Genomic DNA, 21,926 nt, shown 5'->3' on the forward strand with positions numbered 1-21,926 from the left:
TGCTCGCCGCCGGACAGCGTGCGCGCATATTGATTGCGACGCTCTTCCAGCCGCGGAAACAGCTTGAACACTTCGCCCAGCGTCCACGGATTCTTGCGCTTCAGGCGATTGGCCGATGTCGCGACCAGATTCTCGAACACCGTCAGCAGCGGAAACACCTGCCGGCCCTCCGGCACAAGCCCGATGCCGCCGCGCGCGATCGCTTCCGGCGTGCGGCCGATCACCGCCTGCCCTGCGAACTCGACGCTTCCGCCCGCGGGCGGCGTCAGTCCCATGATCGAACGGATCGTCGTGGTCTTGCCCATGCCATTACGGCCGAGCAGCGTCACGATCTCGCCCTCGCCGACCGACAGATCGATATCGAACAGAACCTGGCTGCGGCCATAGCTTGCCTGCAGCTTCTCGACCTTCAGCATCATGCGTCGCCCTCGCCGAGATAGGCGACCCGAACCGCCTCATTGGCGCGGATATCGTCGGCCGAGCCGGTCGCGATCCGCTCGCCGTTGACCAGCACCGAGATGCGGTCGGCGAGCGCAAATACCGCGTCCATATCGTGCTCGACCAGGAGGATCGTGACCTCGGTCTTCAGCACCTTCAGGAGATCGATCATGCGCGCGCATTCGGCGGTGCCGAGGCCGGCCATCGGCTCGTCCAGCAGCAGCATCCGGGGCTTTGTCGCGAGCGCGATCGCAAGCTCGAGCTGCTTCTGCTCGCCGTGCGACAGCTCCGACACCACGATATTGGCGCGGCTGCCGAGCCCGGCGCGCTCGAGATGCTGGCGGCCCTCATCGCGCAGATCGGTTTTCTTCCGCGCATCGGTGAAGAACTGATACGAGTGGCCACGCCTCACCTGAACCGCGAGCGCCACATTGTCGAGCGCGGTGTAATCCGGCAGCAGCTGCGTGATCTGAAACGAGCGGGCGAGTCCGCGCTGCACGCGCACCGGCGTTTTCCATTGCGAAATTTCGTTGCCGTCGAAATGGATCGTCCCGGAATCCTGATGCAGTTCGCCCGCGATCTGCGAGATGAAGGTGGTCTTGCCTGCGCCGTTCGGCCCGATCAGCGCATGCAATTCGCCTTCGACCACATCGAGCGAGAGATTGTTGGTCGCAACCAGGCCGCCAAAGCGCTTGATCAGACCGTCGACCTTGAGGAGCGGCTCACTCACGTTTGCGGCTCCAGCCTTGGAACAGCGATGTCAGCCCGCCTGATGAGAACAGCACGATCACGATCAGGATCGGACCGAGGATGAACTTCCAGTGCTCGGTCCAGGATGTCAGGAACGTTTCCAGCCCGATCAGCACCACGGCGCCGAGGGCCGGGCCGAGCAACGTGCCGGTGCCGCCGATGATGATCATGATCATAAGGTCGCCGGACTTGGTCCAGTGCAGCATGTCCGGCGAGACGAACTTCGAGTAATTCGCCATCAGCGCGCCCGCGAGCCCTGCCCCCATGCCGGCGATGACGAACGCGGTCAGCTTGTACTGATAGGTCGAGACGCCGATCGCCGCCATACGGCGCTCGTTCTGGCGGATGCCGCCCAGCACGAGGCCGAACGGCGAGCGCACCAGCCGCGCAAAGGCGATGAAATAGAGGATCGCCAGTCCGATGGTGAGGTAGAAGAACGTCGTGTCGTCGGCCATGTTCAGGTCGAACAGCACGTTGCGCCGCCGCACGATCAGTCCGTCGTCGCCGCCATAGGCCTTCAGGGACAGGAACAGGAAGAACAGCATCTGCGCGAAGGCGAGCGTGATCATGATGAACGGCACGCCGCTCGTTCGCAGCGACAGCGCACCCAGCACGAGCGCGAACAGCCCGCTGATGATGATCGCAGCCGGGATCGTGATCAGAAACTGGTTCGTACCCGGAATGAAGCCGAGGAACGGCGAACCCTCCACGAAGTGGTGATAGAGGATGCCGACCACATAGCCGCCGATGCCGAAATAGGCCGCATGTCCGAAGCTGATCATGCCGCCATAGCCGAGGATCAGATTGAGGCTGGCCGCAGCGATCGCATAGATCGAAATGCGGATGGCAAGGCCGATCAGCGAGGGATCGCCGATCGCTTTGGCGAAGGCTGGAAACGCGGCCGCGCACAGGACAAAGACGACCGTGCCGATCACCGGCCACCAGTTCCGGCTGGACGGCATGTCCACCTGCCCGACGTATTTCTCGTCAACCTTGAGCATGGAACAGCCCTTGCGGCCGGATCAGGAGCACCAGCGCCATCACCATGTAGATGCCCATCGACGAGAGACCGGCCCCGAGGGCATCGGCTTCCGACGCATTCATGAAAGTCTTGAGAAAGCCCGGCAGGAACGCACGCAGCAGCGTGTCGGTGACGCCGACGATCAGCGCGCCGTAGAACGCGCCGCGGATCGATCCGAGCCCGCCGATCACGACGACGACGAATGTGAGAATGAGGATCTGCTCGCCCATGCCGACCTGCACCGCGAGCAAGGGGCCCGCCATCAGGCCCGCAAGGCCGGCAAGCAGGGCGCCGAGCGCGAACACGATTGTATAGAGCATGCGAATGTCGACGCCGAGCGCACGCACCATCTCGCGATGGGTCGAGCCCGCGCGTACCAGCATGCCGATCCGGGTCTTGTTGACCAGCAGATAAAGCCCGAGCGCGACCAGAAGGCCGACCACCATGATCGCGATGCGATAGGTCGGATACGGGATGCCGGGAATGATTTCGACCGAGCCCGAGAGGAAAGGCGGCATCGACACGAAGAGCGGCGTGCGGCCGAACAGCATCGTGGTGCCTTCGTTGATGAACAGGATCAGTCCGAAGGTCGCGAGCACCTGCTGCAGGTGGTCGCGGTCGTAAAGCTTGCGAATGACAAGGAATTCGATGATCAGCCCGGCGAGCGCGCCGGCGATCAGGCCAGCCGGCACGGCCAGCAGAAAAGAGCCGGTCCGCGCCGCGACCAATGCCGCAGCATAGGCTCCGATCATGTAGAGCGAGCCGTGCGCGAGATTGATCACGTTCATGATGCCGAAGATCAGCGTCAGCCCTGCCGCCATCAGAAACAGCATGATGCCGAACTGAAACCCGTTCAGAACCTGTTCGAGAGCCAGCGTCATCGCGGGCAACACATCATAACGGCAATCCCCCTCGCGCCCTGCACGGAGATCCGGGAGGCTTACGCCTCCCGGATACCTATCTCAAGCTTAGAGCTTGCAGTCCTTGGAAAAGACGTCGCCCTTGTCGGTGAACACCTTGCCGATCGTCTTGATGATCGGGGCGCCATCCGGGCCCTTCTCGACACGGGTCGCAACCCAGTCCTGGACCGGGTGCTGGTTGTTGCCGAACTTGAAGGGTCCACGCACGGCCTGGAAGTCCGCCTTCAGCATGGCCTGACGGAACTTTTCAGGATCCTTCAGGTCGCCGTTGACGGCCTTCAGCGCCGCACCGATCGCGAGCGCGGTGTCATAGGCCTGGCCGGCGTAATAGGTCGGCAACCGGCCGGGATACTTCTTCGTCCATGCGTCCATGAACTTCTTGTTGGCCGCGTTGTCGAAGTCGGTGTTCCAGTGGGTCGTGCCGTTGGTGCCGATGGCAGCATCGCCCAGCGCCTTCACGATATTGGCGTCAACCGACGGAGCCGCGACGACAAGCGGGACCGTGCCGAGAAGGCCGGCCTGCTGATACTGGCGCGCGAAGGTGATGCCGAGACCGCCCGGGTGGAAGTGGAACACCATGTCGGGCTTGGCGGCGCGGATCTGCGCCATCTCGGGAGCAAAGTCAGTCTGATCGAGGCGCGTATAGACCTCGCCGACAATGTCGCCCTTGAAGAAGCGCTTGAAGCCAGCGAGCGCGTCCTTGCCGGCCGGGTAGTTCGGCGCGAGAATGAACGCTTTCTTGTAGCCGAGATTGGTGGCGTTCTGCCCTGCGCTTTCATGCAGCGTGTCGTTCTGCCACGACACGACAAAATAGTTCTTGTGGCAGTCCTTGCCCGCGAAATTCGACGGCCCGGCATTGTTGCTGACATAGATGCCGCCGGCGTCGAGGATGTCGGGCGCGGTGGCGCCGAGCACGTTCGAGAAGATAATGCCGGTGAACAGCTTGATGCCGTCGGTCTTCAGCATGCGATCGGCGATCTGCTTGCCCTGGCCGGGCTTCAGGCCGTCGTCTTCCACGACCACCTGCACCGGCATGCCGCCGAGCTTGCCGCCTTCCATTTCAACCGCGAGGTTGAATGCGTCGCGCGAGTCGGCGCCGATATAGCCACCGGGTCCGGACAGCGTGGTGATGAAACCGATCTTTACGGGCTGCTGCGCGGCGGCACCCGTCGCGAGCAGCGCGGACAGCGCCAATCCGGCGCCAAGCTTGGTTAATCTCACTAGTTCCTCCTTCTGGTCATTTCATTTCATACAGCATCGACGGGATTGAGCTTGTAGCCCTCTCCCGCTTTCACAATCGTCCCGAACACAGGTGGCGGAAAATGGTAGGTTGCAACGATTGTGTCCGTCCCCGCGCAGGCGTCAAGCAATCTCCGCCGCGTGGCGCACGCCTGCGCCGGATCGACGCAGAAGTTCGAGGTCAATTGGGGCGTCGCAAGCTGGACCGGACTGTGCAACACATCCGCCAGGAATAGCAACTGGCCGCCATCAGCAATAAGGCGAACCACCGCCATGCCGCCGGTGTGCCCGGGCGCCGGCTCGAGCCGGAGGCCGGGCACGATTTCCGAAGGCGTGTCGACGGCTTCATAAAGCCCGGCGTCCAGGATGGGCTGCACGCTGTCTGCGTAGGCTCCGTGCAACGTGTGCTTGTCCGACGCGAACAGTGCACTCCAATGCGCCAGTTCCTGCTTCGGCACGATGTATCGCGCGTTGGGAAATGCGGGGCGCCAGTCCTGTCCACTGCCCGTCGTATTCCAGCCGACGTGATCGGCATGCAGGTGCGTGTTGATGACGAGATCGAAATCATCAGGCTGATAGCCGAGCGCGCGCAGGCGTTGCATGAAATCGCCGGTTCGCCTGTGCCAGGCCGGACGGTCCGGCCGCTCCTTGCCGTTACCGATGCCGGCATCGATCAGAACAAGATGTCCCGGCATGTCGATGATGTAGGAGTTGAACGTAAGGGCCAGTGTCCCGGCAGCGGCGTCGACCGCGCCGGGATATGACGCAGCTGCATCGGCGAGCGCGGTGCCGGTCAGATCGCGGAAAATCGCAGCCGCCGGCCAGCCAATGCGTTCGATATCCGCGAGCCGGTGAATGACGGCGGTCCCGAGCCGAAGCGTATCGGGACCCGCCATTTCAGCGCGAGCGGCAACAGCCGTCACAGTTTGCAATCCGCAGCGTAGGGATCACCGTAGTCCGTCAGAATCTTCTCACGGGTCTTGAGCGTGATCGTGCCCGCCGGGTCCTTCTCGACCTTCATCGCGAACCAGTCCTGAACCGGGTGCTGGTTCTTGCCGAACTTGAAGCTGCCGCGGGTCAGCTTGTAATCCGCCTTCAGCATCGCTGCGCGGAAGCCTTCGGTGTTGTCCATCTTGCCACCGATGGCCTTGAGCGCGGCGCCGATCGCGATCGCGGTGTCGTAGCCCTGTGCCGCATACATGGTCGGTGTGCGGCCGTATTTCTTGGTGAAGGCCGCCACGAAATCCTTGTTCACCGGATTGTCGAAATCGGCATTCCAGGCACCCGACACGTCGATGCCGAGCGAAGCATCACCGACGGTCTTGAGCAGCACGTGATCCATCGAGGGCTCGGCCAGCACCATCGGGATCGTGCCGAGAAGTCCCGCCTGCTGATATTGCCGCATGAAGGCAATGCCGAGCGCGCCGGGATGGAAGTGGAACACGACATCCGGCTTGGCCGCCCTGATCTGCGCCATCTCTGCAGAGAAATCGGTCTGATCGAGACGCGTGTAGATTTCGCCGATCACCTGCCCCCTGAAGAAGCGCTTGAAGCCCTCGATCGCGTCCTTGCCGGCGACGTAGTTCGGAGCGAGCACGATGGCGCGCTTGTAGCCGAGCGCATTGGCATTCTGCCCGGCGCTGCCCTGCATCGTGTCGGTCAGCCACGACATCACGAAGTAATTCTTGTGGCATTCCTTCCCGGCCAGGTTGGACGGACCGGCATTGGGGCTGACAAAGATAGCGCCGTTGTCGACGATGTCGGGGACGATGGCGCTCGCTACGTTGGAGAAGACAACGCCCGTGAACAGTTTCACGCCGTCGCTTTTCATGAAGCGTTCCGCGATCTGCTTGGCCTGGCCGGGCTTCAGCCCGTCATCTTCGATCATCAACTTCACGGGAACGCCGCCCAGCTTGCCGCCCTCTGCCTCGACCGCGAGCTGGAACGCGTCGCGGATATCCTGACCGAGATAGCCGCCCGGTCCGGACAGCGTGGTGATGAACCCAATCTTCAGAGGCTGCTGAGCAGCCGCAGGTGCCAATCCAAGTGCAGTCAACACCAAAACAAACGCAAAACGCATCATCGTCCTGAGACCTCCTTCGCGCAGCGCGCGCCACTTCACGTTGATCAAATCTGCCAGTCCGACGATTACGCGGCCGAAGACTTCAACTCGCCGGAGTTGCTAGCAAGTTTCAAGCCACAGCCCGCGAGCGCGGCGCGAACGTTGGCTTTTTCGGCCTCCGTCAATTCGAGCATCGGACGGCGCACCGGTCCTGCCGCCTGACCGAGCAGCGATTGCCAATATTTTGCGTGCGCATGCGGCTTCTCGGCTGGACGCGTCTTCTTGAACGCTTCGCGCACCGGATTGAGGCTGTCGCGAATCTTGCGAGCGCCTGCGGCATCGCCCTTGAAAGCGAGATCGGTGTATTCGCGAATCCGCTTGTCGGCCGCGGTTTGGAACAAATAGGGCGGATTCGAGCACAGGTAGAGCCGCCAGTTCAGCTCGAGAATGTTGTCGAGCCACTCCTCTTCGGATGCGGTCGAAACCAGAATTTTGTCGCCCGCGAGCTTCGTCAGCTTGGCGTACATCTCGCGCGGCACCGAATACTTGATCGCGACCACGGTCTCCAGTTCGGCGATCTTTGCACACAGTTCCGGGCTCATCAGGTAGCCCGAGTCAGGATGGCTCCACATCGCGATGCCGATATTGGTCTGCTCGCTGATGTACTTGTAATATTCGTACAGCGTCTCGTCCTGCGATTTGAAGAAATGCAGGACCGGCGCATGCACCACGATGTAATCGGCGCCCACCGCTTCCGCGTGTTTGGCGAGGTCGATCACCACGTCCATGTTCTGGTCGGAGCAGGACATGATGGTCTGGAAGCCGTTCTTCTTCGCCGCATCGACCGCGATCTCGAAGGTGCGCTTGCGCTCCGGCACCGACATCGAGAAGAACTCGCCCTGCTTGCCCGCAATGAAAACGCCGTCGATACCGAGATCGTTGCTCCAGTGCGCGAGATTGGACGAAAGCCCCTTCTCGTCGATCTTGTAGTCCTGCGTGAACGGCGTGAGCGCCGCGGCCCAGACACCCTTCATGTGTTCGCGGGAATAGGCCTTCGCGTCTTTTCTGCCGTACTTCATCGCTTCGTTCCTTCTTCCGTCATTCCGTTTTGCATCGCCGACCAGAGCTTCTCGCCGGTCAGGGGCATGTCGAGATGCGTCACCCCGAAAGGCTTCAGCGCATCAACCGCCGCGTTCACGATCGCCGCCGGCACGCCGACGCAGCCGGCTTCGCCGATACCCTTGGCCCCGAGCACGTTGAACGGGCTCTGGGTCTCGATCTTTCCGAGCACCAGCTCGGGCATATGGGTCGCGCGCGGTATAGCATAATCCATGAAGGATGCCGTCACGAGCTGCCCGTCCTCGTCATAGACGAGCCGCTCCAGCATCGCCTCGCCGAGGCCCTGCGCCAGCCCGCCGATCATCTGCCCCTCCGCCAGCATGGGGTTGACGACGGTGCCGGCATCGTCGACCCAGACGATCCGGTCGACGGTGAGCACCCCGGTCTCGGCATCGATGGTGACGAAGGCGATGACGCATCCGCTCGACCAGGCCTCGCCTTCGGCCTCGTACACACAATGCGTGCGGAACCCCTTGCCAAACTCCGCGGCAATTTCGGCATCGGCCCGGGCAATTCGCGCGAGATCGCGCCAGGTCAGTCCGCGGCGGACCGGAATCGCGGTTTCGAAGCCGCTCTCGGTCAGCGCGAGTTGTTCGGGATCCGCCTGGAGCAGCCGCGCGGCACACAGGCGCGCCTTTTCGCGGAATTGTTCCGTCGCCTTCAGAAGCGCGCTGCCGCCGATCGGGGTGGACCGGCTGGCCAGCGCGCCGATGCCTGTCGGACAGCTTGCCGTATCGCCGTGATCGATCTTGATCCGCTCCGGCCGCGTGCGAAGCGCATCGGCGACGATCTGCGCGTAGGCTGTCTCACGTCCCTGCCCTTGCGCGCTCGCTCCCGTGGCGGCGACCAGCGTGCCGTCCGGATCGAGCCGCACTTCCGCGCTCTCCCAGCCCTGTCCGCAGGGTTCGGTATAGACCGCGATGCCAACGCCGCAGACCTCGCCCTCCGCGCGCCGTTCGTTGCGCAAGCGCAACGCGTCGTCGTAGCCGGCCTTCTGCTTCGCCAATTCGAGGAGTTGCGGATAGTCCCCGGAATCGAGAACCGAACCGGTCGCGGTCCGGTACGGGAAAGCATCGGCCGGAATCAGATTGCGGCGGCGGATCTCCGCGGGATCGAGACCCAGAGCCTGCGCCGCCTTGTCGGCGAGCCGCTCCATCAGCATCGCAGCTTCCGGCCGGCCGGCACCACGATAGATGCCGACAGCCGCGGTGTTTTCAGCGCGGCCTTCAAGCACGATGTCGACATCGCCACAAACATAGGGCCCCGGCAGACAACGCGCGGCATTCTTGCCGGGCACCGCGGCGCTGTAGGGCAACCAATGCCCGAGCGGATAATCGAGCCTTGCGCGCAGCCCGAGGAATTTGCCGTCGCGATCCAGCGCAAGCTCGCCGGAAATCGTCGCGCCACGTCCCTGCGTTGCCGCGAGGAAATCCTCGGTGCGTGAGCCGCGCCATTTGACAGGCCGTTTCAGCTTGAGCGACGCCAGCGCAACCAGCGCATCTTCCGGATAGAGCGAAGCCTTGCCGCCGAACGCGCCGCCGACATCGGGCGCAATCACGCGGATCTTCTTCTCGGACAGGTTGAGGATCGCAGCAAGATCGCTGCGCGCGCGATGCGGGGTCTGGGTGGACAGCCACACATTGAGCATCTGCGCGCCTTCATCCCAGAACGCCATCGCGGCGCGCGGCTCGAGCGCGACCGGCGCCACGCGTTCGTGTTCGACGGTGACACGGACGATATGCTCTGCGGCGGCAAACGCGGCGGAGACATCGCCGGCCTTGTGTTCATGGCGATAGACCGGCTCCTCGTCCTCCCACAGCGGCACCGGCTCGATCTCGGCCTCGATGAGAGCCGCCGCATCCGCAGCGACGGAGGCGCGGGTTGCGACCACCGCGGCGATCGGCTGGCCGACCGCGTTGATCTCCGAAACGGGTAGCACCGGGAACGGAAGCGTCCGCATGTCGGGAAGGACGCGATTGACCGCGGCATGTCCAAGGGTGCCGGGCTCGGGCGCCCGTAGCACCGTGATCACGCCGGGCATGTTTTCGGCATCTGTCGTATTCAGGCTGACGATCAGCGCCCGCGCATGATTGCTGCGGGCGAATTCGATAAAAAGCGTCTCGGGCAGCTTGATGTCGTCGACGAACTGGCCCTTCCCGGTGACGAGCGCAGCGTCCTCGAACCGCCGAAGCGGCTGGCCGACCCATTGCGTCCGTAGCACCTGGTCCCGCGTGCGATCCATGAGGTGGAAGAGGCCCTGCCGCGGCGTTCCGGCCGCGCGGATGCCAGTCTCCGTCCGCCGCATTCATAGAGCAAGATGACATTATCATATCTATTGATATACTGAAATTATGAATATCACGCTGCGTCAGATCCAGGCCTTCAAGACCGTCGCCGAGTTCGGCTCGTTCACCCGCGCGGCCGAACGGCTGAAGGTGGCGCAGCCGGCGCTCTCGCTGTCGATCCGCGAACTCGAGCGCGAACTGAACCTGCGCCTGTTCGATCGCACCACGCGGCGGGTGGAACTGACCGACGCCGGACGCGAATTCCTGCAATCGGCTGACAAGTTGCTCGCCGACCTGGACCGTGCCATTCGCGACGCGCGCGACCTGTCCGAAAGGAAGCGCGGCCGCATCGTGGTTGCCGCGCCACCCCTCCTCGCTGCCATGATCGTGCCGGCGGCGATTGCCGAATACAACGCCGCCTTCCCCGGCATCGATGTCGGGCTGATCGACGCCCGCAACGACCAGATCCTCGACCGTTTGCGCGCGGGTGAAGTCGACCTCGCCATCGGCACGTTCGACGAACGCGCCGACGGCATCCGGCGCGAGGTTCTGGCGCAGGATGCGTTTTCGCTGTTCTGCGCGCCCTCCTCGCCGCTGGCAAGGAAGCGCCGCATCCGCTGGACCGACCTGAACGACCAGAAGCTGATCATGCTCACGCGCGATTCCTCGATCCGGTTGCTGACTGAACGCACGCTCGCACAAGCCGGCCACGATGCCGGCAAGCCGCTCTACGAGGTTTCGCAGATGACGACCGCCGTCATGCTGACCGAGGCTGGCATCGGCGTCACCGTGCTACCGGCCTATGCGTGGTCGTTCGCGCGCGGGCGCGATGTGGTGTCGCGGCCGATGGCGGACCCCGTGGTGACCCGCGACATTCATCTGATCCAGCCGGAGGGGCGCTCGCTATCGCCGGCGGCGGAAGGCTTCGCCCGCACCTTGCGCAAGCACACCCGCGCCGCGGTCGCGAAGATCGTCCCGCGGTAGCGCCACCATCACGATTGCGAAAGCACCTGGATTTTCTGCTCGCGACGGCGATCGGTCCGCCTATCATCATCCGAGCCAATCATGCTGGAGAACAGTGATGATCCGCCTCGGCCTTTCGACGCTTGTCCTTACACTTTTCGTATCCGCCGCTTCCGCGCAACATCACTCAAGCTATGCGCAGTTGCAGGACCGCGCCATCAAGGCGCTGTCCGAGCAGCAGATTGCCGACCTCAGGGCCGGACGCGGCATGGCGCTGGCGCTGCCGGCCGAGATGAACGGCTTTCCGGGGCCCATGCACGTGCTCGAACTGGCTGACAAGATGGATCTCAGTCCGGACCAACGGCAGCGGACCGCCGACCTGATCGAGCGCATGAGAAGCGAGGCGATTCCACTCGGCGAGAAGCTGATCGAGAACGAGGCTGCGCTCGAGCGCCTGTTCGCGAGCCGCGAAATCACGCCTGCAAGCCTGAGCCGAGCGACACAGGATATCGCGCGACTGCAAGGCGAACTCCGGGAAACCCATCTCAAGTATCACCTGACGACGGTGCAGCTGCTGACCCCGGATCAGACCGTGCGCTATCGAGAGCTGCGCGGCTATCGTCCCGCTGCCGACTCGAAGCCCCACCATCACCGCCGTCACCACTGAGACTGAAATCCATACAACAATCATATCAATCCATAACATTTTGTCGTCTTGCAGAATGAATGCCGTCACGGTGAGATATCCGTCAAACTGACGGAGAACCCGAATGGCCCGCATTGAACTCGCCGACCGTCACGCCCTGCCGGAGGAGTTCAAGGAACGTTTCGACGTCATCGAGAAGTCGAACGGCTATATCCCGAACAGCTACATGCAGCTCGCGCACCGGCCGCCGATCCTCAAGGCGCTGATGGATCTGTCCAAGGCGGTGATCCGCGACGAAGGCACGCTCGACCGCGGCTTCCGCTTCCTGATCGCCTATATCTCCAGCCGCACCGCCGGCTGCCAGTTCTGCCAGGCGCACAACATCTCAAGCGCGGCGCGCTGGGGCATCTCCGACGAGAAGCTGAACGCGATCTGGGATTACGAAACCTCCCCGCTCTTCACTGAGGCAGAGCGCGCGGCCTTCGACTATGCGCGTGGCGCGTCGGTCGTTCCGAATGCTGTCACGGACGATATCTTCGCGCGCGTGAAGCAACACTACACGACGCCCCAGATCGTGGAGATGACGGCCGTCATCGCATTGTTCGGCTGGCAGAACCGTTTCAACGATACGCTGCACACCGATCTCGACCAGCATACGCTCGACTGGGCCGCGCAATTCGACCTCGCCGAAAAGACCGGGTGGGATCCAAGCGATCACGTTCCGGGTTCACCCGACAAAGCCGACTGAAGGAGCCACTCCATGGCACAAGCCGCAGCCGTTCAGACCACTGAACAGACATCCGGCCCCACCTCGTTCAACCTGATGAAGTGGATTGCCGAGAACCCCGACAAGCTGAAGCCGCCGACGGGCGCCAAGACCGTCTTCACCGGAGATGATTTCATGGTCACGGTGGTCGGCGGACCGAATGCCCGCACCGACTATCACGTCAATCCGACCGAGGAATTCTTCTTCCAGCTAAAGGGCACGGTGAACGTCCGCATTCAGCACGAGGGCAAGCCGCATGACGTGGTGCTGCCGGAAGGCTCGATCTATCTGCTTCCGGCCAATGTGCCCCATTCGCCGATGCGTGGCCCGGACACCGTCGGCCTGATCGTCGAGCGCATCCGCAAGAACGGCATGAAGGACACCCATCGCTGGTACTGCGAGAAGTGCAACAACGTGCTGTTCGAAAAGACCGTCGCGATCGAGGTTCTGGAACGCGACATGCCGCCGGTCTTCAACGCCTATTACGGCGATCCTGAAAACCAGCACTGCAAGAAATGCGGCCACATGAATCCCGGCCGCCCTGCGAAGGGATGATCCTTACCTCTCCCCGCCACGCGGGGAGAGGTAAAGAAGCAGGCTAATGCCTCACCCTTTTCAGCGTCTCCGACGGCTTTTCGCCGAAGCGCGACGCATAGGCCTGCGCAAACCGGCCGAAATGAGCGAAGCCGAAAGCAAGCGCGACCTGCGTCACCCCGCCTCCATCGCCAGCAAGCAACGCCGCGTGCGCGGCGTCGAGGCGGACATTGCGCGCATAATCCAGCGGCGTGCACCCGCGATAGCGCTGGAAGGCCTGCTGCAGCGTTCGCTCGCTGACTCCGGTGACTGCAACCATTTCGGATACGTCGATGCTGCGTCCGACATGGGCGCGAATATGACCCTCAGCGCGCCGGAGATATTCGGGCGCGTCGTCGTCCGTGTCGCGCGGCTGGGTCGCGATCAGGGCCGACAGAAACAGGTCCTCGAGTTTGCGCCGCAGGCAAGCATGCGCGCTCAGCCCCCGCGCGTTGGCGAGATCGCGGCACAGATGGGCGATCAGGCCGATCAGGCCATCCGCCTCGTCCATCTGCGAGGCGACCGGCGCGAACCGGATCGCCCTTGTGGCATGCGCGGTGAGACGCTGCCGAGGAATCTTGATCATCAACTGATGCGCGTCGCGGCTCCACGTCTTCCGGTACGACACGCCCGGATTCATCACGAACAGCGTGCCGGGCTTGAGCCCGATCTCGAAGCGATCGGTGCGGAATGCCACCTCGCCCTCGAGCGTAAGCTGCGCCATGTAGCAGTCCAGCGGCGGCGCGACGATCTCGACCTCCGTGCCGTAACGCAGCATGCCGATCAAGGTGTCGCAAAGTCTTGCCTGACGGTGGCTGAAATCCACCCGCCCCGCGGACAGGCGCAGATCGTGGTCGGCGAAGATCGCGGCGAGATGCGAGCGCGCAATATCCGGTCGCGTCGTGCGGGTTGCAGGCAGGAACCGGTCAAGTTCGCGCAGATGCGGAATGTCGTAAGCCATGGCGGTCATCCTCTGGGCGGATCATGCCTGCGGATTGCGGACAAGTCATGCGGCTTCCGGCTAGCGGAGCGAAAGTTCCAGCGCTCTGATGGGGCAAACCTCCATCGGGATCCGCACACCATGCTCAAATCCGGCAAGGACTATCTGGAAGGCCTGCGCGACGGCCGCACCGTCTATATCGGCCGCGAACGCGTCGAGGATGTGACGACCCATCCCGCCTTCCGCAATACCGCGCGCGCGTTCGCGGAGTTCTACGATCTCAAGCGCGATCCGGCGCAGCGCGATGCCCTCACCTACGAGGAGGACGGCGGCCGTCATTCGATCTACTACATGAAGGCGAGGACCAAGGAGCAGCTGGCAAAGCGCTCCAATGCCCACCGCGTGCTGGCCGAGCCGAGCTTCGGCCTGCTCGGCCGCTCGCCGGATTACATCGCGAGCTTCGTCACCGGCATGAACCTGAAGGCGGAGCTGTTCGGCCAATATGCCGACAACGTCCGCAGCTATTACAAATTCATGCGCGACAACGACATTTTCGCCGCGCACGCGATCGTCTCGCCGCAGGCTTCGCGCGATCCCGATTTCTTCCAGAAGAAAAATCTGCCGAACCCGGCCTGCCGCGTGATTGCGGAAGAAGACGACGGCGTCGTGATCTCCGGCATGAAGATGCTGGCGACCGGATCGGCGCTCGCCGACGAAATCTGGATCGGCAACATCCTGCCGCTCTCACCGGAAGCCAGGGCGGAATCGATCACCTTCGCGGTGCCCTGCAACGCCAAAGGCGTGTCGCTGTGGTCGCGCAAGCCGTTCGCCTCGTCCGCGCAGTCGGAGTTCGAGGCACCGCTGACCTGGCGCTTCGACGAAGCCGACGCCATGGTGATGTTCGACAACGTCAAGGTGCCGTGGGAACGCGTGTTCGTGCACAACGACCCCGCTCTGTCGCGCGGCCTCTATATCGAGACCGCGGCGCATTCCTACGGCAACCACCATTCCAACGTGCGGCTGATGGTGAAGATGCAGTTCCTCGTCGGGCTGTGCAGCCGCATCGCGCAGGCGAACGGGGCCGCCGAAGTGCCGGCCGTGCGCGAGACGCTTGGCCGTCTCGCTGCGCTGGAATCGGTGCTGGAAGCCATCGTCGCCGGCCAGATCGAGGCCTGCGAGGAATGGCCGGTGAAAGGCTACGTCACCTTCAATCGCCGCATGATGTATGCGGGCCTGAACTGGGGCGTGGAGAATTATTCCGCCGTCATCGACACGCTGCGCGAACTCTGCGGCGGCGGCATGCTGCAGATGCCGGCCGACGGCTCGGTGATGGAAGATTCAGCGCTCGGCGAGCAGTTCCGCACCTATTGGCAGACGCCGCATATGAGCGCGCTCGATCGCATGAAGCTGTTCCGGCTCGCCTGGGACATCGTCGGGTCGGAGCTCGGCGGACGGCATCTGCAATACGAGAAGTTCTTTCCGGGTGCGTCCTTCGTGGTGCGCAACCACAACTATCGAGAGGCCCCGTGGAAGGCGTGGCAGGATCGCGTTGACACGATTCTGCAACGCATGACACCACCGGGCAAACAGGCTGAAGCAGCGGAGTAATCATGCAAGGGCGTTTGCGTCTCGTTTTCATCGGTTTTGGCGCGATCAATTCGCGCGTCGCCGATCTCCTGAAAGCACGCAACGCGCCCGTGGACATCGTCGCAGTCGCGACCAGGGACGACCCGACGGAGCGCGCGCGCATTCCAGCCGGCGTTCCGTTCCTCGCCTCTTCGTCAGACCTCGCAGCGTTAAAGCCGGACCTTGTGATCGAGGCTGCGGGGCGTGCGGCGATCGATACCTGGGCGCCGGCCGCACTCGCTGCGGCGCCGACCATGATCATCGCCTCGACCTCCGCCTTTTGCGACGACGCATTGCTGCCGCGCCTCGCGGACATTGCCGAAAAGCACAGCAGCCACGTGCTCATACCGTCCGGCGCCATCGGCGGCATCGATGCGCTGGCGGGAGCCGCCGTGCTTGGCCTCGACGCGGTGACGCATCGGATCGTCAAGCCGCCCGTCGCGTGGAAGGGCACGCCCGCGGAGAAGCTGCTCGCGCTCGCCTCCCTGCATGAGCGCACGGTGTTCTTCGAGGGCACGGCACGCGAAGCCGCCAGCCAATATCCTCAGAATGCCAATGCCACCGTCGTCACGTCGCTTGCCGGCATCGGGCTCGACCGCACGCGCGTCGAGCTGATCGCCGATCCGGCGGTGCGGCTGAACGGGCACACCATCGCGGCCGAAGGCGCGTTCGGACGGATGACCATCACGCTCGAGAACAATCCGCTCGCCACCAACCCGAAGTCCTCGGAACTGACCGCGTTGAGCCTCGTGCGCCTGATCGAACAGCAGATCCGGCCGGTCACGATCTGACCGCGCAGCGCGCAAACCTTGCGCAGCGTCAACTCCCGAGCGGCCGGAGGGCGCTATTTCATCGGCACCTGTTCAGGCCTATAATGCATTCAGTCGAATGCATCGGATAGTTGCGGAGGCATATCATGGCCCGGCTGCGTCATTTCGCGATTTGTGTCGGCGACCTCGACAAGGCGGCAAAGTTCTACGGCGACGTGTTCGGCATGAAGCGGCACGGCCGCGAGGACCTGTCGATCGGCTCCGCGATCTACATGGGTGACGGCACGATCAACCTCGCCCTGCTCAACTTCAAGGGAGACAAGGGCCACGATTTCGGCGACCGGCCCGAAGGCCAGATCGGCGCCAACCATTTCGGCTTCCAGGTCGAAAGCATGAAGGACACCCAGGCGCTGATTGAAAAGCACGGCGGCAAGTTCTTCTTCGACCTTGGCGACGAACGCAAAGGCAATTTCGAGCGCAAGTTCAAGGATCCCGAAGGCATCATCTTCGACATTTCAGAGAATGGCTGGGTCGGCACCGACGGCCGCAAGATCAAGGCCGATCCGGCGCATGCCTTCCTCGACGAGGCCCTCGTGCCCCAAGGCAACCTGAAGGGCCGGATCAAGCATATGGCGCTGTTCGTGCGTGATCTCGAGAAACAGGCCGAGTTCTATCAGGCGGTGTTCGGGCTCATGCATCTTGGCTACGATCACCAGCCGATGGGTTCGGCGGTCTATCTCACCGACGGCATCACCAATCTCGCGCTGATCCGCCCCAGCATGCCGGCCGACAAATACAAGCCCGGCGCAAACCATTGCGGCTTCCAGGTCGCCGACCTGAAGGAAGCGGAAGGCTGGATCGAGAAGTCGGGCGGCTCGTTCTTCTTCGATTTCGGCGACGCCAAGCACGGCAATTTCGAGAAGAAGTTCAGGGATCACGACGGCGTCGTGTTCGATATCTCGAAGCACGGCTGGGTCGGAACGCCGACCTACACGGCGAAGCAGGACAGCGCGGCAATGGCGCCGGCGGAGTAATCCCGCTCACGTCCCCGTCGGGATGTGCCGCGCGGTCTTGGTCCGCTGCGCGATCATCCATTTCGACTTGCCGGCGAGCGTCAGGAAAGCGCGCCGCAGCGGCGTCGGCCACGTGGTCGGCAATCCGAGAAATACTGAAATGCGTTGCGTGTGCTCGGTCAGCGGCCGCTCGTTCGTCTCCCAGACATCGAGCGCCGTCGCGATGTCCGGCTCGCGATCGAGATAATAGGCGAGCGACAGCCCGTTCATCATCGAGCAACCGGCGCCCTGCCCAATATTCGGCGGCAGCGCGTGCGCGGCGTCGCCCAGCACGGCGACACGGCCCGACGACCATTTCTTCAACCGGATATATTCGAAGCGGTCATAGCGCGCGTCGTCGGTGATCCGGTCGATCAGAGCCGCCCAGTGCGGGAACGCCCGCTTCCAGTCCGCCTTGTCGATCGGCGTGCGCTTTCCGATCTCGTCGGAATGCAGCATCGTCAGCGCGATATACACTTCGGTCTCGCTCACCGGCGTATAGAGGATGCGCCGGCTGCCGGACCAGTTCTCGATCGTGGTGCCGCCGTCGCCGGACGCCATTTCCTCCGGGGTCTTCGCGATCAGCACGCGAATGGCGCCATCCGGCAGGCCCTTTCGCTTGGCGACGAGCCCGAGCGAGTCACGGATTTTCGAGTTCACGCCGTCGCCCGCAACGATCAGGTCGGCCTTCAGCTTGCTGCCACTAGCCATGGTCAGTTCGCCATCCGGCGTCGCTGCCACCGCTTCCGAACCGAGAACGATCTCGACACCATTCTTGCGCGCCGCGTCCGCCATCGCGTTGATCACGCGCTGGCGCACGATGCTGAACACGCGCTTCGAAGGATCCCAGCGATGCACCGACAGCACGCGATTGTGCTCGTCGCGCATCTCGCGGGTGTGTGCGAATGGCGCACCCTTCACCGCCTCGTCGTAGGCGCCGAGCTTTTCCAGAACGCGCAGCCCGTTCTCGTAGATATAGATGCCGGCCCCGCTCGGCCGCAGTTCCAGCGAGCGCTCATGCAGCCTCACGCTCCATCCGCGCTGCGCCAGTGCGCCGGCCGCCGCAAGGCCTGAAAAGCCGCCGCCGATGACCTCGGCATGTCGCTTATTGTTCACTGCGAACATCTCCGCCGTCGTGCCCGGCCTTGAGCCGGGCATCCACGTCTTCCTGTCTTGAAAAACAGACGTGGATGGCCGGGGCATAGGCGACGCGAAGCGAAGCCGTACTTCGGACGGCTATGCCCGGCCATGACACATGTCAAACAGAGGCACCAGCCTACTTGATGAACTGGTTACTATACAGCTCCTCAACCGGGGTCTTCTTCTGGATGAAGCCCTTCTCCAGATAGAAATCCTGCAGCTTGGAAAGCCGCTCCGGATTGATCTCGCCGAGCCGCTTCTGATCGACATAGACGTGCTTGGCGTAATAGTTCAGCGCGTTCTTGATGACTTCTTCCTTGCCTTTCCAGGTTGGAACGAACTTGACGAAGTCCTCCGCAGCCTGGTTCGGATTGTCCATCACGTCCTTCATGCCGCGCATCGCCGCGGACACGAACTTCTGGATCATCTCCGGGTTCTTCTTGATCATCTCGTCCGAGACCGCGATGCCCTGCGCCAGATGCGGGAAATACTGATCGGTCGGGATCACCTTCACCTTGGTGCCGGTGGCTTCGACCATCGCAAGCCAGTCCGGCACGCCGGCCATGCCCTGCGACTTGCCGGCCGCGACGAATTCCCAGACGCCGGTCGGACCGGCCTGCTGGATATTCACGTCGTTCTGGGTGAGCCCGGCGCTGGCAAGAAGGCCGATCAGCGCGTAGAAGGTCGTGTCCTGGAACGACAGCACGGTCAGCGTCTTGCCCTTCAGGTCGGCCGGCTTCTCGACGCCGGCATCGTCACGCACCACCGTCTGCATGAAGCCCTTGCCGCCAAACAGAGCGACGATCTTCACCGGCACGCCGTTAGCGCGGACCATGATCGGGCCATCGCCGACGATGCCACCGATCGGCGCGTTGCCGGCGCCGACCATCTTGGCCACTTCCACGCCGCCGCGCGCCACCTGGAAATCGACATCGAGACCAACGTCCTTGAAATAGCCCTTGCCCTTGGCGAGCTGCAGCGGCGCGAAGGCCGGCAGGATCGGCGGCGCCGGGAACAGATAAGTCACCTTCTCCTGAGCCGTCGCCCGCGGCATGGCAAAGCCCATGCCCAGCGCCGCGGCAAAGGCGGTGATCGCCAGACGCCTGGTAATGGCTGAAGTCTTGGAAGCGGTCATGGACTGAAAATCCTCAACTGTGGTGCTCGTGACGGTACGCCCCATTCCCGCGGGCGTGACACCCTCGGATAAGACTTACTATACTTGACGGTCTCGTCCGGCGCTACGTGGGGCAGCGCTCAACTCTTGGTCCGGATGTTGCTCATGGTGGGTTCACGCTGTCGCCAATGTCAGCAGGAGTGGATGGTCGTCGCATGAAGCGGCTCGAATATCGCAAAGTCACAATGCGCTTTGCCGGCGCGAAAGGCACCACATTCACGGCCATCGAGGACGTCGACTTCTCGGTCGGCGATGGCGAGGTTGTTTCGCTGATCGGGCCGAGCGGCTGCGGAAAGAGCACCTTGCTCAATATTGGGTCAGGTCTTTATTCGCCGAGCGTCGGCGACGCCTTTGTCGATGGCGAGCGAGTCGCGGGACCGAACGAACATGTCGCCTTCATGCTGCAGAAGGACCTGCTGCTGCCCTGGCGCACGATCGAACAGAACGTCCTGCTCGGCACCGAGATCCGTCATCTCAATCCCGCTGACAGCCGCCGCAAGGCACGCGAACTCCTGCAGGCGTTCAAGCTGGGCGAATTCGCCGAGCGCTACCCGCACCAATTGTCCGGCGGCATGCGGCAGCGCGCGGCGCTGGCACGCACCCTTGCGGTCGACCCCTCGGTGCTGCTGCTCGACGAGCCATTCTCCGCGGTCGATGCGCAGACCCGCATCATGCTGCAGCACGACCTTGCGCAAACGCTGACGAAGGCCAGGAAGACTGCGCTTCTGATCACGCACGACCTGCTCGAAGCGGTGATCCTGTCCGACCGCGTGCTGGTGATGAGCAAGCGGCCGGGCCGCATCATCGACGAGATCATCATCGATATCCCCGGTCGCGATCAGCCGCTGCAGCGCCGGCGCGATCCCAAGGTCGCCGGATATATCGCGCGGCTGATGGACAAGCTCGATATCGGCGAGCACGAAGCGCAAACCTCGGCGCAGAAGGAGCCGGCCTGATGAACGGCGATCGTTCGGCTCTCGTCCGCCGCGGCACCATTGCGAGCATCGCGATGCTGATCGTATTCCTGGTCGCCTGGGAATGGGGACCCGGGCTTTTGAAAATCCCGCCCTATATCGTCCCGCCGCTGTCAGCGACGTGGAACGAATTCCTGCGGATGTGGGGCGTGGCCGCTCTCCCCTGGCACACCGGCGTCACCGCGTTCGAGGTGCTCATCGGCTTTTTGCTGGGCAGTCTGCTCGGCGCGCTGATCGGCTACGCGCTTGGCATGTCGCCGACTGCCGAATTCGCGCTGTCGCCCTATATCCTCGCGTTGCAGATCGCGCCCAAGGTCGCCTTCGCACCGCTGTTCATCCTGTGGATGGGATTTACGATCTATCCGAAGATCCTCGTCGCAATCCTGATCGTGTTCTTCCCGGTGATGGTCAACGTGCTGACCGCCGTGCGCGGCGTCGACCCCGACCTGATCAATCTCGCGCGCTCGTTCAAGGCCACGCGCTCGCAGATCTTCTGGAAGATCGAGTTTCCGGCATCGCTCCCGCCACTCTTCGCGGGGCTTCGCATCGGCTCGACACTGGCGGTGATCGGCGTCGTCGTGGGCGAACTGGTCGGCGGCAATTCCGGGCTCGGCTATCTCCTCTCCTTCGGCGAGGGTCAAGGCAATACGGCGATGGTGTTCGTGACCATCATCATGCTTACCATCGTCGGCGGCATCGCCTATCTGCTGGTGATCCTCGCCGAGCTGCGCGTCTTGCATTACCTGCCGAAACGCGCGGCGGGGGGGATTTGAGCAAGCAACCTCGGGAGTGCATCACTTGCGTGTTGCGCTCCGCCCGGACACGAGAACTCACCGCATGACGTGCCGGACAGCGCTCTCGATGCGCGCCTCGATGTCGCGCGCGGTCGGCGCCTTGTCGATGCCAAGCAGCATCTTCAGGTGCGAATAACCGCGCAGCAATTCGAGAAATTCCTCGGCAGCGCGGCGCGGGTCCGTGACCTTCAGGGTCGGATCAGCCTTGTGCCGGACGAAATAGTCTTCCAGTGCGTCGATACAGGCCTGCGGACCCGTCTCATAGAATAGCCGGCCGAGCTTCGGGAAGCGCCGGCTTTCCGCAATGACGATACGATGCAGTTCCGCGGTGTCGCGGGCGAACACGATGTCCGTCATCTTGCGCGCGAAAGTCCGCAGCGCCTCGCGCGGCGCACGGGAGAAAATCTCCTCGATCTCTTCGGCTACGATACGCTGGCAAAGTTCGGTGATGACGCCGGCGAACAGGTCTTCCTTGCTGCCGAAATGACGGTAAACCGTCATTTTCGAGACGCCGGCTGCGGACGCGACCTCGTCCATGCTGGCGTCTCCAAAGCCGTGCTTCAGGAACACCGCCTTGGCGCCCTTCAGGATCGCATCGCGCTTCCTGTCGGACAGGCCTCCGCGACTTCTCCCGGCCGGCTTTTCGAGAGCGAGCGTCACGATTCCTCCGTGAC

22 protein-coding genes are annotated in these 21,926 nt (G+C 63.2%); 9 read left to right on the forward strand and 13 right to left on the reverse strand.

What is annotated here, in order from left to right; genetic code table 11:
* The 9 genes from VNZ93_RS13710 to VNZ93_RS13750 all read right to left on the reverse strand — a co-directional run.
* Positions 1–416 (reverse strand): ABC transporter ATP-binding protein (locus VNZ93_RS13710; protein ID WP_325705818.1); only part of this gene is annotated, 416 nt, incomplete at its 3' end.
* Positions 416–1,168: an ABC transporter ATP-binding protein gene (locus tag VNZ93_RS13715; protein WP_325705821.1), complete on the reverse strand. Its 753-nt coding sequence runs from the start codon at positions 1,166–1,168 to the stop codon at positions 416–418. The genes VNZ93_RS13715 and VNZ93_RS13710, both read right to left, overlap by 1 nt.
* Positions 1,161–2,150 (reverse strand): branched-chain amino acid ABC transporter permease, encoded by a 990-nt coding sequence (locus VNZ93_RS13720; protein ID WP_414710075.1) that lies wholly within the window; start codon positions 2,148–2,150, stop codon positions 1,161–1,163. The genes VNZ93_RS13715 and VNZ93_RS13720 overlap by 8 nt, the downstream gene beginning before the upstream one ends.
* 25 nt (positions 2,151–2,175) lie before the next feature.
* A complete protein-coding gene (locus VNZ93_RS13725; protein ID WP_325705827.1) occupies positions 2,176–3,090 on the reverse strand; it encodes a branched-chain amino acid ABC transporter permease in 915 nt (304 codons plus the stop codon).
* 87 nt (positions 3,091–3,177) lie between these two features.
* Positions 3,178–4,350, reverse strand: coding sequence for an ABC transporter substrate-binding protein (locus VNZ93_RS13730; RefSeq protein WP_325705830.1), 1,173 nt, complete (start codon positions 4,348–4,350; stop codon positions 3,178–3,180).
* 26 nt (positions 4,351–4,376) lie between these two features.
* Positions 4,377–5,291 carry an MBL fold metallo-hydrolase gene (locus VNZ93_RS13735; RefSeq protein WP_325705833.1) on the reverse strand — a complete coding sequence of 305 codons (915 nt, stop codon included), beginning with the start codon at positions 5,289–5,291 and terminating at the stop codon, positions 4,377–4,379.
* Positions 5,288–6,448: an ABC transporter substrate-binding protein gene (locus VNZ93_RS13740; protein WP_325705882.1), complete on the reverse strand. Its 1,161-nt coding sequence runs from the start codon at positions 6,446–6,448 to the stop codon at positions 5,288–5,290. Before VNZ93_RS13740 ends, VNZ93_RS13735 begins: the two co-directional genes overlap by 4 nt.
* 68 nt (positions 6,449–6,516) lie before the next feature.
* Positions 6,517–7,509: a dihydrodipicolinate synthase family protein gene (locus tag VNZ93_RS13745; RefSeq protein WP_325705836.1), complete on the reverse strand. Its 993-nt coding sequence runs from the start codon at positions 7,507–7,509 to the stop codon at positions 6,517–6,519.
* Entirely contained in the window at positions 7,506–9,791 is a 2,286-nt protein-coding gene (locus tag VNZ93_RS13750) for a xanthine dehydrogenase family protein molybdopterin-binding subunit (protein WP_325705839.1), read from the reverse strand. The genes VNZ93_RS13745 and VNZ93_RS13750 overlap by 4 nt, the downstream gene beginning before the upstream one ends.
* A 109-nt stretch (positions 9,792–9,900) precedes the next feature.
* Here VNZ93_RS13750 and VNZ93_RS13755 point away from each other — a divergent pair, with 109 nt between their 5' ends.
* The 4 genes from VNZ93_RS13755 to VNZ93_RS13770 all read left to right on the forward strand — a co-directional run bounded on the left by VNZ93_RS13755 (position 9,901) and on the right by VNZ93_RS13770 (position 12,764).
* Complete coding sequence (locus VNZ93_RS13755; RefSeq protein WP_325705842.1) at positions 9,901–10,818, forward strand: LysR family transcriptional regulator; 918 nt, start codon at positions 9,901–9,903, stop codon at positions 10,816–10,818.
* A gap of 97 nt (positions 10,819–10,915) precedes the next feature.
* Positions 10,916–11,464, forward strand: coding sequence for a hypothetical protein (locus VNZ93_RS13760; RefSeq protein ID WP_325705846.1), 549 nt, complete (start codon positions 10,916–10,918; stop codon positions 11,462–11,464).
* Between the two features lie 103 nt (positions 11,465–11,567).
* Positions 11,568–12,191: a carboxymuconolactone decarboxylase family protein gene (locus VNZ93_RS13765; RefSeq protein ID WP_325705849.1), complete on the forward strand. Its 624-nt coding sequence runs from the start codon at positions 11,568–11,570 to the stop codon at positions 12,189–12,191.
* A 12-nt stretch (positions 12,192–12,203) separates the two neighbouring features.
* Entirely contained in the window at positions 12,204–12,764 is a 561-nt protein-coding gene (locus VNZ93_RS13770; RefSeq protein WP_325705852.1) for a 3-hydroxyanthranilate 3,4-dioxygenase, read from the forward strand.
* 43 nt (positions 12,765–12,807) lie between these two features.
* On the opposite strand, the gene VNZ93_RS13775 is transcribed toward VNZ93_RS13770, so the two are convergent.
* Positions 12,808–13,743, reverse strand: a complete 936-nt coding sequence (locus VNZ93_RS13775) for an AraC family transcriptional regulator (RefSeq protein WP_325705855.1) — start codon at positions 13,741–13,743, stop codon at positions 12,808–12,810.
* A gap of 120 nt (positions 13,744–13,863) precedes the next feature.
* On the opposite strand from VNZ93_RS13775, the gene VNZ93_RS13780 reads away from it, so the two are divergent.
* The 3 genes from VNZ93_RS13780 to VNZ93_RS13790 all read left to right on the forward strand — a co-directional run bounded on the left by VNZ93_RS13780 (position 13,864) and on the right by VNZ93_RS13790 (position 17,152).
* Positions 13,864–15,330, forward strand: coding sequence for a 4-hydroxyphenylacetate 3-hydroxylase family protein (locus VNZ93_RS13780; protein ID WP_325705858.1), 1,467 nt, complete (start codon positions 13,864–13,866; stop codon positions 15,328–15,330).
* A gap of 2 nt (positions 15,331–15,332) precedes the next feature.
* Positions 15,333–16,139 (forward strand): aspartate dehydrogenase, encoded by an 807-nt coding sequence (locus VNZ93_RS13785; RefSeq protein ID WP_325705861.1) that lies wholly within the window; start codon positions 15,333–15,335, stop codon positions 16,137–16,139.
* 125 nt (positions 16,140–16,264) lie between these two features.
* The gene (locus VNZ93_RS13790; RefSeq protein ID WP_325705864.1) at positions 16,265–17,152 is read left to right on the forward strand and encodes a VOC family protein; all 888 of its coding nucleotides are present in this window, start codon (positions 16,265–16,267) and stop codon (positions 17,150–17,152) included.
* Positions 17,153–17,158: 6 nt separating this feature from the next.
* On the opposite strand, the gene VNZ93_RS13795 is transcribed toward VNZ93_RS13790, so the two are convergent.
* Positions 17,159–18,286 carry an NAD(P)/FAD-dependent oxidoreductase gene (locus tag VNZ93_RS13795; RefSeq protein ID WP_325705867.1) on the reverse strand — a complete coding sequence of 376 codons (1,128 nt, stop codon included), beginning with the start codon at positions 18,284–18,286 and terminating at the stop codon, positions 17,159–17,161.
* Between the two features lie 160 nt (positions 18,287–18,446).
* Positions 18,447–19,445 carry an ABC transporter substrate-binding protein gene (locus tag VNZ93_RS13800; RefSeq protein ID WP_325705870.1) on the reverse strand — a complete coding sequence of 333 codons (999 nt, stop codon included), beginning with the start codon at positions 19,443–19,445 and terminating at the stop codon, positions 18,447–18,449.
* Between the two features lie 194 nt (positions 19,446–19,639).
* On the opposite strand from VNZ93_RS13800, the gene VNZ93_RS13805 reads away from it, so the two are divergent.
* Both VNZ93_RS13805 and VNZ93_RS13810 read left to right on the forward strand, forming a co-directional pair.
* Positions 19,640–20,440, forward strand: a complete 801-nt coding sequence (locus VNZ93_RS13805; protein ID WP_325705873.1) for an ABC transporter ATP-binding protein — start codon at positions 19,640–19,642, stop codon at positions 20,438–20,440.
* Entirely contained in the window at positions 20,440–21,231 is a 792-nt protein-coding gene (locus VNZ93_RS13810; protein WP_325705876.1) for an ABC transporter permease, read from the forward strand. Before VNZ93_RS13805 ends, VNZ93_RS13810 begins: the two co-directional genes overlap by 1 nt.
* Before the next feature lie 57 nt (positions 21,232–21,288).
* On the opposite strand, the gene VNZ93_RS13815 is transcribed toward VNZ93_RS13810, so the two are convergent.
* The coding region (locus VNZ93_RS13815) for a TetR/AcrR family transcriptional regulator (protein ID WP_325705879.1) at positions 21,289–21,926 on the reverse strand (638 nt) is incomplete at its 5' end.

Origin of the sequence: Pseudorhodoplanes sp. (assembly GCF_035565795.1) — a bacterium.
Lineage (GTDB): Bacteria > Pseudomonadota > Alphaproteobacteria > Rhizobiales > Xanthobacteraceae > Pseudorhodoplanes.

Coding starts and splice junctions, on each gene's coding strand:
- VNZ93_RS13720 (WP_414710075.1), bottom strand. CDS start 2,150: ATGCCGTCCAGCCGGAACTGGTGGCCGGTGATCGGCACGGTCGTCTTT.
- VNZ93_RS13725 (WP_325705827.1), bottom strand. CDS start 3,090: ATGACGCTGGCTCTCGAACAGGTTCTGAACGGGTTTCAGTTCGGCATC.
- VNZ93_RS13740 (WP_325705882.1), bottom strand. CDS start 6,448: ATGCGTTTTGCGTTTGTTTTGGTGTTGACTGCACTTGGATTGGCACCT.
- VNZ93_RS13745 (WP_325705836.1), bottom strand. CDS start 7,509: ATGAAGTACGGCAGAAAAGACGCGAAGGCCTATTCCCGCGAACACATG.
- VNZ93_RS13750 (WP_325705839.1), bottom strand. CDS start 9,791: ATGGATCGCACGCGGGACCAGGTGCTACGGACGCAATGGGTCGGCCAG.
- VNZ93_RS13755 (WP_325705842.1), top strand. CDS start 9,901: ATGAATATCACGCTGCGTCAGATCCAGGCCTTCAAGACCGTCGCCGAG.
- VNZ93_RS13760 (WP_325705846.1), top strand. CDS start 10,916: ATGATCCGCCTCGGCCTTTCGACGCTTGTCCTTACACTTTTCGTATCC.
- VNZ93_RS13765 (WP_325705849.1), top strand. CDS start 11,568: ATGGCCCGCATTGAACTCGCCGACCGTCACGCCCTGCCGGAGGAGTTC.
- VNZ93_RS13770 (WP_325705852.1), top strand. CDS start 12,204: ATGGCACAAGCCGCAGCCGTTCAGACCACTGAACAGACATCCGGCCCC.
- VNZ93_RS13775 (WP_325705855.1), bottom strand. CDS start 13,743: ATGGCTTACGACATTCCGCATCTGCGCGAACTTGACCGGTTCCTGCCT.
- VNZ93_RS13780 (WP_325705858.1), top strand. CDS start 13,864: ATGCTCAAATCCGGCAAGGACTATCTGGAAGGCCTGCGCGACGGCCGC.
- VNZ93_RS13785 (WP_325705861.1), top strand. CDS start 15,333: ATGCAAGGGCGTTTGCGTCTCGTTTTCATCGGTTTTGGCGCGATCAAT.
- VNZ93_RS13790 (WP_325705864.1), top strand. CDS start 16,265: ATGGCCCGGCTGCGTCATTTCGCGATTTGTGTCGGCGACCTCGACAAG.
- VNZ93_RS13800 (WP_325705870.1), bottom strand. CDS start 19,445: ATGACCGCTTCCAAGACTTCAGCCATTACCAGGCGTCTGGCGATCACC.
- VNZ93_RS13805 (WP_325705873.1), top strand. CDS start 19,640: ATGAAGCGGCTCGAATATCGCAAAGTCACAATGCGCTTTGCCGGCGCG.
- VNZ93_RS13810 (WP_325705876.1), top strand. CDS start 20,440: ATGAACGGCGATCGTTCGGCTCTCGTCCGCCGCGGCACCATTGCGAGC.